The organism is Mesorhizobium sp. M7A.F.Ca.MR.245.00.0.0 (assembly GCF_003997415.1).
GTDB lineage: Bacteria > Pseudomonadota > Alphaproteobacteria > Rhizobiales > Rhizobiaceae > Mesorhizobium.
This window is the reverse complement of record NZ_RZTE01000001.1, coordinates 603403-614572: the sequence shown is the minus strand read 5'-3', so window position 1 is coordinate 614572 and position 11170 is coordinate 603403. Positions and strand designations below refer to the sequence as shown.

The following is an 11170-nucleotide window of genomic DNA, read 5'->3' as shown; positions in this document are numbered from 1 at the left end:
GATCGACCCTCCCCACAAGGGGGAGGGTAAGAAATCACCCCGCCATGGCCAGCGGCACGGCGCTCTTGTTGGGGATCTGGATGTCGATTTCCAGCGTCGACATGGTCTCGCCGCGGTCCATCGAGACCTGCAGATAATCCTGGTCGATCTGCACATGCTTGGCGATGACGGCCATGATCTCCTCGCGCAGGATGGAGACGAGGTCGGGCTGGCTGCGGTTGCGGCGCTCATAGGCGAGCAGCACTTGCAGCCGCTCGCGCGCCACCGGGGCGCTGGAGCGCCGCTTGAAGATGTCGAGCAGGTTCATGCCGCCCTCCTTCCCAAAAGACGATCGAGGAAGCCCTTGCGTTCGAAGGGCACGATGACGGGCAATTCCTCGCCCTCCAGCCGCCGGGCGGCGTCGATATAGGCCTTGGCAGCGGAATTGAGCGGCTCCGACAGCGTCACCGGCGAACCGAGGTTGGAGGCGCGCAGCACATCCTGGCTTTCCGGAATGATGCCGAGCAGCGGCACCGACAGGATTTCCAGCACGTCGTCGATGGACAGCATTTCGCCGCGCGACGCACGCGCCGCGTCGTAGCGGGTCACCAGCACATGCTTGGCGATCTGCTCGCCCTGCTCGGCGCGCAAGGTGCGTGCGTCGAGCAGGCCGATGATGCGATCGGAATCGCGCACCGACGACACTTCCGGATTGGTGACGATGACCGCCTCGTCGGCAAAGCGCATGGCGAGCTGCGCGCCGCGCTCGATGCCGGCCGGGCTGTCGCAGAACACGTAGTCGAACACCGAGCGCAGCTTGTCGATGACTTCGCCGACACCCTCCTCGGTCAGCGCATCCTTGTCGCGCGTCTGCGAGGCCGGCAGCAGGAACAGCGTCTCCACCCGCTTGTCGCGGATCAGCGCCTGCGAGAGTTTCGCCTGGCCCTGGATGACGTTGACGAGGTCGAACACCACGCGCCGCTCGGCGCCCATGATCAGGTCGAGGTTGCGCAGGCCGACGTCAAAGTCGACCAAGGCCACCTTCTTGCCGGTCTTGGCCACGGCCGCCCCGAGGGCCGCCGTCGAGGTCGTCTTGCCGACGCCCCCCTTGCCCGAGGTGACCACCACTACCTTGCCCATTGAAAAGCCTCCGTTGTTGTTTTCTTGGTCGAGCGGCCCGGCCGCCCCAATATCGAAACGAATGTCAGCTCAGCGTCGAAACCCGCAAGGCGTCGCCATCGAGAAACGCCTGCACCGGCTTGCCGCGCGAAACGCCTTCCATCTCCTCGGCGGTGACGTACCAGCCGTCGACCGCCAGAAGCTCGGCCTCGTTCTTGCGGCAGAAGATGCGCGCGCCCCTGTTGCCCAGCGCACCCGCCGAAGCGCGCCCGCGCAGCGTGCCGTAGACATGGATCGAGCCCGCCGCGATGATCTCCGAACCGGATGCGACCGAACCGAGCACGATGACATCGCCATGCGGATGCACGATCGCCTGGCCCGAGCGGATCGGCGCCTTGATCATCAGCGTGCCCGAAGCTCCAACCTGCGGCTCGCTATCGCCCGCCTTGCTTGCGTCAACCTTGCCGTCGCCGACCTTGGCCGCGCTGCCCGCATCGGCGTGCTGTTCAGGCGCCTTGCCCTCGGCCTTGTCGAAACCCTCCGCCCGCGCCTCGCGGGGCAGCAACCCATCCGTCGTTGCCTCCTTGGCGCCGACCAGCACCGGCGGCAGGTTGGGCTCGAGTGCGGTGTGGCCGTCGAGTTCGATGGCGTAGATGCGGATGCCGCGATGGCCAAGCACGCCGACCAACGATTCGATCGCGGCGACATCGGGCTTCAAGGTGTTGAGATCAAGCACCACCGGGCGGCCGACAAAATAGCCGGGCGAGTTGCCGATCCAGTGGTCTAGCCCCTCGAGCCACACATCCAAAGGCGCTTCGGGCGTCAATGTGAAAGCGACGAAAGAGCGAGCACGAAAGCGAATGGATTTGGCCTCGAGGGGGGCGGCAAAGGTCACGGCTGGCGAATCCTTACTGAGAGGTAAACGCTAGCGAGGGAATGGTTAACGAATGGTTAATGCGAGGGGATGCAGCTTGGCAGGCCGCGCGAAATTGCGAGGTCTGTTAAACGCCAGTTGGGTCGCTAGCCGGCACAATTGGTGTCTTGATAGAGCGGACGACGGCTTGGCCGTTTTACGGCGTCCCGAGCGAATAGCGACGGTCAATCCGCAATGTAAAGTCTCAGAATAGCCCACAGCGGACACTGACCGGTCCAAACCTAGCACCCAATTTGACCACAATCGCCGACCGACACACGGCCTGTGGGAAAGATGCCACGCCTGTTGCAGCCGGCAAGGGGCGGCCTATCATTCGGCGCTTCTATAAACACAGGTCGTAGAGGGTAGAATTTTGGCCGCGATGCTGACCGTAGGCGACGAAATCGACACAGTCAGGGCTTCCAGGGCGGGCCACACGTTCCATGAGCGTTGGGCCGCGCGCCGCGCGCTGCAGCTTGTTTTCCCCAACGACAGCCTGTTCGCGATTGCGGTTGAGGGCTTATCGTCAACAGAAACGGCCACCCCTGGCGCGGCGGCCGAGGAAGTTGCCGACCTTGTCCTGTATTATGGCGATGGGGACAATTTTAGCTCGTGCGATCGACTGGAAACGGTGCAGTTCAAGTACAAGGTTCGCGAAGACGAAGTGACGTCCTCGTTCCTGAAAAAGACAATCGGGAAATTCTGCGACACGCTCGTCGGCTATGAGAAGGAATTTACGGCCGACGAGATCAACCGGAAGGCCAGCTTCATCTTCGTTACGAACGCACCCTTCGCTAGAGGCCTATGGGATGCCATCACCGCCCTGAAAGATGGGACGAAGGCATCTGATGTAGGTTCAGGTCAGCAAGCAGCGTACCTGAGGGCGCTGTGTGCGAAGCACGGAGTTACTAGTCCGCAGCGCCTTTTCGCGCGGACCGAGTTTCGCGCCGCTGAAAAGAGCCTTTCCGGGCAAAGCAATGCATTGCGCCGAACCCTCGTCGACTGGTCGGCGGGAGCCGACGCGCAAGCCAAGAACCGTCTGCACGACCTTCAGGAACTGGTCTTGAAAAAGGCGGGGCCTAGCGGTCAGCATAAGAACCTCATCAAGCGAGAAGATGTCCTCGATGCGCTAGACTGTCTGCCCGAGGATTTGTTCCCTGCGGATACCCGCTTTATTGATGTCGGAGCCGTCGTGGAGCGCGCTGAACTGGCTGTCGTCGGCAATCTGGTCAAGGGCTCGGAAATACCAGTCTTTCTGCACGCCGAGGGTGGCGTCGGAAAAACGGTGTTTGTCCAAAACCTCGCAGGAAAACTTAGCGATGACTTCGAAATCGTCGTCTTCGATTGCTTCGGAGGTGGGGCTTATCGTTCGGAGGAGCACTCCCGACATCTGCCGAGCATCGGCATCGTTCAGATCGTAAATGAACTGGCTTCCAGAGGGCTCTGCGACCTTCTTCTGCCGGGCAGTGACGACTCGCGGAAAGTCCTCAAGGCTGCGCGCAAGAGACTTGCACAGGCAGCGAAGGCAATACAAACGCAATCTGGAAAGCGAGGCCTTTTTGTCATCATTGATGCTGCGGACAACGCCCAACTTGAGGCGGATTTTCGCCATGAGGACGCATTTCCCAAGCTTCTTTTGTCATCAGTGCACAACGAGCCAATCAATGGTGTGAAACTACTGCTTACCGCGCGCACGCATCGCAAGGACTCGGTGATCGCCCGCGCAAAAGTGGAGCCGTTCGAACTTGGTCCGTTTACGGAAACTGAAACTCGGCAGTTTCTTGAAGACCGAAAGTCAGGCTTCTCCGATGTCGATTTTGCGACTGCCATTGCACGATCAGGGCGAAACGCTCGCGTGCTCAACTACCTCGTTCAGACCTGGGATGTGAACGTCAAAGGTGACGCTCCGGCGACACCGATCACGGTACCCGAAATCATTGCGCAACAATGTGAGAAGATTTTCTCAGACCTTGACACCGCGGGTTGGCCAGAAAGCGAGGTGCGCGAGTTTTTCGTTGCTCTATCCTTGCTACCGCCTCCTATTCCGCTCGACGACCTGGCGGATGCTCTTGGCTGGTCGGGCTCGCAGGTAAGCACTGCGGCCTCCGATCTAGCGCCAATGTTGGAGGTCACCCCGCACGGCGCAATCTTCAGAGATGAGCCCACAGAAACCTATGTCCGGGATACCTACGCCGGCCAGACCGGAGCGCAGAGCGCCATCGCTGACCGGCTGATGGTCGCCCAGGCCAGATCGACCTATGCCGCAGAGGCACTGCCGCACTTCCTGGTCGTCATTGGTGACAGCAATCGCGCGTTCGCGTTGACTGAGTCGAGCGAGTTCCCCGCTGCTATTCAGTCCGAGTTTGGCCGGCGCCGTTTGACGCTGGCGCGTCTCCGGGCCGCCTACAAGCTAGCCGTCGTTGGCAAAGACTACGATCGAACTCTTAATGTTGTCATGCGGTTGGCGCAGGCCGCAACTGCCAATATGCGCGGTGATGAGTTTATCCGGCGCTCACCCGCGCTTGCAGTCAAGCTGGGTGATCCCGATGCACAGCGGCGCCTTTTCGCAGACAGGTCTGGTTGGCGCGGCGCAAGGAGCGCACGCCTTACAATATCTCACAGCTTCTCCGGCGATCAGGAGGAGGCCCTCATCCAACGCGAAAGTACAATCCGATGGATAAACTGGAGCGTTGAGCAGCCGACGGAGGAACGGCCGCATGACCGTGAGGGACCCGCGGTTAATGACTTCGCGGCAGTGCTTTTTCACACAACGCTTCAAGGTGGCTTCGATAACGTAGACCGCAATCTAGCAAGATGGAATTTCGTCTTCTCGCTTTCCGCAAGTGATGAACTGCTTCGATTGCTGGAACAGTATGAGCTCACTATGGGCGAAACGGTTCTTGCCGACTTTATCTCGTTTGTTGCGAGCGACCAATGCACCTCTCTTGCACTCAAGATGCGGCTTCTGTCACTCCCGCGTTTCATCTCGAGAATGCAGGCAAGAGCTTTAGCCAAGTCCCTGGAGCGCGTGCCTGCTTCGGATGACAAAGGGGATAGCGATACAGGCTTTAGAGAGGAGCGCGGCGTCCAGAACGAATTCATCCAAGCTGCCCTCGCGGCACTTCTCCTCAGTTCGCGCGCATCCGCAAAGGCGATTGTCAAGAACGCGCCGTCACAACGGCCATCCGGCCATGATTACACCGAGCGATATGGACACTCAAAGGTGTGGCGACCGGTTCTCGCCGCGTGCGTCCGTGCGTGGTCGGACGGCAAACCGCTGACGTATCATCACCTCCTCCCCAACGAACTGAAAGTCGCAAAGCGCGCTAAGGCCATTGCCTCCAAGAAGGACCTGATCGCCTTTCTCGAAGACCAGATTTTGCCGGTCAGGAGCGATGTGTCTCGCGAGAAGGGGAGGCGCAAGAAGATTGCAAGACCAAAAGCCAGATACGGCGGCGGGGAGCGTGACGAAATTTCCGCTGGCATCGAGATGATCCTTGCCGTTATCAGGCCGATCCAGAGCTCCGTGCTGTCGAAGGAGCCGCTGTCGACTGTCCATATCGCGGAGTTTGTGAGCGTCCTGAAGCCATACATCCGCAATAGCGTCCATTGGCGGTCAGGGACATCGACCGACCTATTGGCACGCACTGTCGGTCTAGCCTGTATCGAATTGCTTTTCACCTACGCAGCTAACATCTGCGCAGAGCAGGCCGAAGCGATGGTCGGTATGATCTCCAGTGATCGTTTTGGAGTTGACCAGAAGCTCCGGGTACTCGAGCAACTCGCACGCCGTCCAGCATTCCATGATCTTGCCGGCCGGTTCGCCCAGCACGTGTCCGAGCAAATCCGGAAAGACGAAAACATTGGCAACCGAGGGGAGTCGTACGCCGACCTTGCCACTGCCCTTGTCCCAATGAGCATTGACGAGGCCCGCGAGTACTATCGGCAGGGGCTAGCCCAACTCGACCAAATGGGCGGCGAGGACTACCAGCAGATATACTCGCTGCTGCACTATGCAGCGAGGCAGTCCGGTGGTCCAGTTGCGCCGGCACTTGCGCAGCGATTGATGAATCTTTGCCAAGTTATCGCGCATGACGAGCCGAGCAAGTTCGGCTGGACACTGTTTGGGCGTGCTGCGTCCATGTCCATTGGCTTGCCTGCGATTGCCAAACTCGTACGATGGCACAATCAGGATGTTGCCCAGCTTTCCTACGGCTTGCCTCAGTTAGCCTGTTTTCTTGCTAAGGCTGGCCGATTGTCTCCGGCACGTGCGGCGTTCTTGCTTACGATCTGCGAGGATCACGGTTGGTGGGACTGGCAGGTTGGCGACGGCGTTTCGGACCTGCTCGGCCTGTCGAACGCCGACGGCCAAAGACGCATCGTACGGGCAGTGCTTCAGAAGCTTCGGGTCGAACATACGTCTGGTGCGTGGCCTACGCTGTGGGAGAGCATCCTTAAGGCAGGTGACAACTATCCAGGAGTGCTAACGAGCGACGAGCAGGACGCCCTTCGCCAGTTGCGGGACGAGGCCGAGAGAAAGCAAGATGAATATAACAGCCGCAACAACTCCCCCCGCGATTCCCAGCTGATAGTTGATGACCAGCCCACCAAAGAGCAGGTGGACGACGCCATCAGGCAACTGGCCGAGGCAACCGACCATACGTCTTCCACTTCCATCGATGAAGCGCTCAAAAAGATCGATGAGGACAAACGCCTTACTTTCGGCTCGCGCATCGAATTCATACGTCGGTTGCGGTCTTTCTGTCCTTACGGAAAAAGGCTGGAATTCCTCTTTGCGGTCTGTGACGCATCAGAATGGGATTTTGATCGATCGGTTGATACCCTGATCGATTCTGTTGCCGATTGGAGAAGCTCCTCGGCTCATTTGGGATCCAACACCACAATCTTGGTAGCCAGACTTTTCGAGAGCAAAGGTGCAGAGCTCTTCTATGAAGGTTATTCGAACGTCTCGCGCCGCATTCATCAGTTGTCTCAATTCTGCGGTGATGAGCGATACGTTCTCGATCAGGTTCTCAAGAAAGTTGCCTCCGACGAGATCGAGCTTGACGGTGACGAGTGGCTGCAGTTCGCAACCTCCCTGTGCAATGTCGCTTCAGGTGATGCCGCGCGTTCCGCACTCGAACTCATATTGTCAGGTTCTGCATCGCGGATCGCTGACGAGATCGGAGAAGGTGTCCATCGTGCGGAGCAACAGATCCCTTCCAGTGAGGCGGAGTTCTTGGCTGATGTCGTGTGGCACCTGCTCGGAGATGATGATGCGTATGTACGATGGAACATCGCGCGGGGCTTTACCACGCTGGTCGATCTAGGGCTTGAGTTGGAACTTGGGTTATTGCTCGATCGCTTCGATACAGCTGAGATACCGGCCCTGGCCTCAACAGGGCGGATGCTCCCCTACCAGAATTCGCAGGAGTGGCTCCTTATAGGTATTGCTCGTGCGGCTTTGCGCCACGGACCCGCCCTGGCCTTCCTTCGCCCCAGATTGGTCGCTCTTGCGCGTCGTAACGACGTACATGTCATGCACAAAGTGCATATCGCACGCTGCTTGGAAAACATTGGATACGACGACGGTACTTCCGACGTTGAGCTTCAGACGTTGCGAGCAGAGATTGATGCGCCGAAGCAAGGCATTGTCGTTAGAGATAGCTGGGCCACGCCTGCCGATGCGAAATCTGGTTTCGCCTTCGACTATGAATTCAACAAGACCGAGATTGAGGATGTCGCGCGGATGTTCGGGATTTCCCACGGGGCGGCCGTGGACGCCCTCTCCGCTGAGATTACTTCACGTTGGCCGGAAGCACACGACCTGAACTATTTTGGCGGTCACGACCGATACCGGCGCGATAGGCATGATCGCTATGAGTATGCGCGCGAGCATGCTCAGAAGCACGCGCTTTTCAGTGCCGTCACCAAAATGGCCGCCACTACCCCGGTGGTGGTTCGGAGCTATGAGTCAGACTATGCATCCCCCTGGCTTGAATGGCGCGACCGACACGACATCACGTTTGAAGACGGATCATGGCTTTCGGACCGCAAGGACAGCGTTCCGAAAGCGGCACGTCATAGCCTATTGGGCAGACGCGACGATCAGCAGGAAACGTTGCAGGATCAGGATACCCTGCTGACAAAGATCGGCCTGATGGGGGCTACTGCAAATGACACAGTCCCGCTTTATGGGCGCTGGTCATCGGCGGATGGCGTCTCCATTAAAATCGTAGCGGCGCTTACCCAGCCCAAGGGTGCGGTTGGGCGCTGCGCCTCATTTTCGAAGTTACCGCGCTATGATTTTTGGCTCCCGGAACTTTGGGACGAGGGTTACTATGATCATCGCCGCCGTGATAAAAGCATATTCGAGCCACTGATCTGGGCGCCTGAGAACCACAACCTTGGCATCGATCAGGGCGACGAAATTGCGGCGCACAATGCAGCTTCCCGGCCGCGCCTCGGAATCGATCTGACCGAAAGGCTCGCGCTTTCTGCGGGATCAGGTTTTGGCGAGTGGCATACCAAGGATCGAAGTCTAGCACTGAAAAGCCAAGTATGGGGCGGCTGGCATCCTGACCGAGATCAGCCCAGGTATCGGAACCACGAGGATGGCGAGATTCTCTGGGCATCACAGGGATGGCTCGACGGAGCTTTGATGCAACTCGACAGGAGGCTGGTCTACACCATCACATTTTGGAAGTACCGGTCGTCGCGTGACTATGACACTTCATGCGGGGTGAAATCTGTTCTTGTCGGTTTGAGAACAGATGCCGGTCAGCTGCGACTGTGGCCTGCCAACAAGGCCTCACTTCAAGACTAAATCGCTTACCCTACGGAGCGCCGCCCTCGACTCTGCATGATGGCGGCCGAGCGCAGCTTCCTTGTCGGCCTTTCAAGACGGATGCACGACCCCACGACACAGGCTATGTTGCCCCGTCCGGCCGAAATCATCGAAGGGGGCATGACATGCAGGCAGTGCCGATAGCGCATCAAGCCGCGCAACCCGTGCGCCCCATATCCTCCTTGGCCGGCTATCCGGCCGCTATCCTGTGCTGGCTGCTTTCGGCCGGTGTCTATATCGCGGCCAAATGGGTGGCGCCGGAAATGCCGCCCTGGGGCCTTTGCTTCTGGCGGCTGACGCTTGCTTGCGCCATCCTGCTGCCGATCGTGCACCGTCATCACGAGGCGATGATCGGGCTCTTGCGAACGCGCGCCGTGGAGGTCGTCGCCGTGGGGGCGATCGGCCTGACGCTGTGCCAGGGTATGATCTACCATGGCCTCAACCACACCGACGCCACCACGGCCGGCATCATCATGGCGCTGTCGCCTGTCATGACGATGGTGCTTGCCCGTTTCGTGCTTGGCGAGCCGCTCGGGCTGTGGAAGTCGCTTGGCGCGCTGGTTGCGCTTGCCGGGATGATTTTCATCGTTGCCCACGGCAACCTGACGGCGCTGCTGCAACTCAAGGTCAACGCCGGCGAGCTATGGATCGTCGGCAGCGCGTTCTGCTGGGGCCTCTACACCGTGCTTTTGCGCCGTGCCAAATTCGGCATCGAACTCCTGCCGATGGTGGTGCTGCTGCTCGGCGCCGGTGCGCTGGTCGCCTTGCCTTTCCATGCGTGGGAATTGTTCAACGACGAACGCTCCGCCATGAACGTCCACAGCGTTCTCGCGCTCGCCTATCTGGCAGGCCCCGGCGGCGCCCTGATGTACTACCTCTACAACAAAAGCGTGCAAACGCTGGGTGCGAGCCGGGCCAGTATGCTGCTCTACCTGCAGACGGTGTTCGTGGCCATGCTCGCCTATCTGCTGCTCGGCGAGGGCTTGCACGATTACGATCTGGTCGGTGCGGCCTTCATCGTCGCCGGTATCGTGCTCGCCACAATGGTCAAGCCCAGGCCGGCCCAACCACGCGCGGCGTAGAAATCTTGCGGGTCACGGCTGTGCGGCGGGTTAACAAAAACCCGCCTTTGCGGCGGGGTCACTGGCGCAAATCAGCACCATAGGCAAAAATGTAGCATAGCTGCCCTCACCCGTCAAGAAAAAATTCCTATCGGCATCGATACAAGCTGCCTGCCCGGACACATGCATTCCCGACCAAAGGCCAGCGGCGCTACTGCGGTGGAGGCCAACATTCGAACGAAAGAAAATTCACATCCAACTTGACGGAACATTAGCCATAGCTAATTGTTGATCTGTGCGGCAGGTGGTGCCCTCCATCGCTTGCCGAAGATCGGCCGTCCGATCGGCCCGCGTCCTCCGCCAGAGGCGCGGGCTTTCGGGCCGGGTGACCGGCCAGCCCTCGCAACGGTATTTCTGTCCTTCAGCCTCCGATCATTTCGCCAGTCCCTCATCGGGGTTTCGCCGCCTTTTGGCCTTGAGGCTGCGGGCGGCCTGCTCGATTGCCGCGCGGTCATTGCCCAGGCGGTCGAGCAGTTCCTGCGCCTCGTCGCCCGATATGCCGGTGCGCACCGCCAGCGCCTCGACCTCCAGCACGTCGGAGCTGGCGATCTCGCCGGTTTCAGGCAGCGCGTCATCCGCCGTCAGCGGCAGGGCCGACTCGCGGTCGATCTCCGCCTCGGCCTGGTGCCAGTGCCGTTCGGGGTCGCCGTGCATGCGGCCTTCCCGTTCCCAGATCTGGTAGGCGCGCTCACGAATTCTGTCGTCCCGGTCGTCGCTCATGGTCAGTCCTCCTTGGGGTCAGGGTTGAACGCCGCGCCAATGCGGACGCTCCGGAAAATCCGCGCGATCGGATCGCCATGCCGGGCGGCGCGCGGGGCTACTGGCATTGCCGTCTCGGGCCGCCGGAATAGGGCTGGTAGGAGTTGTCTTCCGGGCGGTAGGAGCGGTAGCGGCTGAAGCAGTAATCGACATGGTCAGCCGAAAGTGCGGCGCCGCCATCGCCGGCAACGTAGACGCCCAGGCCGGCGCCGTTTTCGCCGCCATCGCCGGCAGCCGGCTGGGCGGCTTGGGCGACCTGACCGGCGGCTTGGAGATAGGGCGAGACGCAGGGGCGCAGCTGCCCGCTGTAGGAGCGATAGCTGTTGTCGTCCGGATGGTAGGAGCGATAGCGGCTGGCGCACCAGGCGAGATGCGGAGGCGGCAGGGCGGCTGCCTTGGGCGCGATGGCGCCGGTGACCGTCGGGTCGGGCG

7 protein-coding genes (1 of these 7 cut by a window edge) are annotated in these 11170 nt (G+C 60.1%); 2 read left to right on the top strand and 5 right to left on the bottom strand.

Annotation, left to right across the window (positions count from 1 at the left end; genetic code table 11):
- Positions 1–34: 34 nt before the first annotated feature.
- The 3 genes from minE to minC all read right to left on the bottom strand — a co-directional run bounded on the left by minE (position 35) and on the right by minC (position 1993).
- Positions 35–307 (bottom strand): cell division topological specificity factor MinE, encoded by a 273-nt coding sequence (gene minE / locus EOB80_RS03040; RefSeq protein ID WP_024501686.1) that lies wholly within the window; start codon positions 305–307, stop codon positions 35–37.
- Positions 304–1119 carry a septum site-determining protein MinD gene (minD, locus tag EOB80_RS03035; protein WP_013530671.1) on the bottom strand — a complete coding sequence of 272 codons (816 nt, stop codon included), beginning with the start codon at positions 1117–1119 and terminating at the stop codon, positions 304–306. The genes minE and minD overlap by 4 nt, the downstream gene beginning before the upstream one ends.
- Positions 1120–1183: 64 nt before the next feature.
- On the bottom strand, positions 1184–1993 hold the full coding sequence (gene minC / locus EOB80_RS03030; RefSeq protein ID WP_127326610.1) for a septum site-determining protein MinC: 810 nt from the start codon (positions 1991–1993) through the stop codon (positions 1184–1186).
- Between the two features lie 400 nt (positions 1994–2393).
- On the opposite strand from minC, the gene EOB80_RS03025 reads away from it, so the two are divergent.
- Both EOB80_RS03025 and EOB80_RS03020 read left to right on the top strand, forming a co-directional pair.
- Positions 2394–8837 (top strand): NACHT domain-containing protein, encoded by a 6444-nt coding sequence (locus tag EOB80_RS03025; RefSeq protein WP_127326634.1) that lies wholly within the window; start codon positions 2394–2396, stop codon positions 8835–8837.
- Between the two features lie 146 nt (positions 8838–8983).
- The gene (locus EOB80_RS03020; RefSeq protein WP_127326609.1) at positions 8984–9940 is read left to right on the top strand and encodes an EamA family transporter; all 957 of its coding nucleotides are present in this window, start codon (positions 8984–8986) and stop codon (positions 9938–9940) included.
- A 411-nt stretch (positions 9941–10351) separates the two neighbouring features.
- Here EOB80_RS03020 and EOB80_RS03015 read toward each other — a convergent pair whose 3' ends face one another.
- Complete coding sequence (locus tag EOB80_RS03015) at positions 10352–10699, bottom strand: DUF2934 domain-containing protein (protein WP_027035205.1); 348 nt, start codon at positions 10697–10699, stop codon at positions 10352–10354.
- 97 nt (positions 10700–10796) lie between these two features.
- Positions 10797–11170, bottom strand: partial view of a BA14K family protein gene (locus tag EOB80_RS03010; RefSeq protein WP_127326608.1) — the 3' portion only. 256 nt of this gene lie beyond the right edge of the window; 374 of the gene's 630 nt are visible here — the last part of the coding sequence; the start codon falls outside the window, past its right edge — the gene reads right to left on this strand; its stop codon occupies positions 10797–10799.

Bases quoted from the DNA above. Each gene is read 5' to 3' on its own strand.
- minD (WP_013530671.1), bottom strand. From the start codon at position 1,119: ATGGGCAAGGTAGTGGTGGTCACCTCGGGCAAGGGGGGCGTCGGCAAG.
- minE (WP_024501686.1), bottom strand. From the start codon at position 307: ATGAACCTGCTCGACATCTTCAAGCGGCGCTCCAGCGCCCCGGTGGCG.
- EOB80_RS03015 (WP_027035205.1), bottom strand. From the start codon at position 10,699: ATGAGCGACGACCGGGACGACAGAATTCGTGAGCGCGCCTACCAGATC.
- EOB80_RS03025 (WP_127326634.1), top strand. From the start codon at position 2,394: ATGCTGACCGTAGGCGACGAAATCGACACAGTCAGGGCTTCCAGGGCG.
- EOB80_RS03020 (WP_127326609.1), top strand. From the start codon at position 8,984: ATGCAGGCAGTGCCGATAGCGCATCAAGCCGCGCAACCCGTGCGCCCC.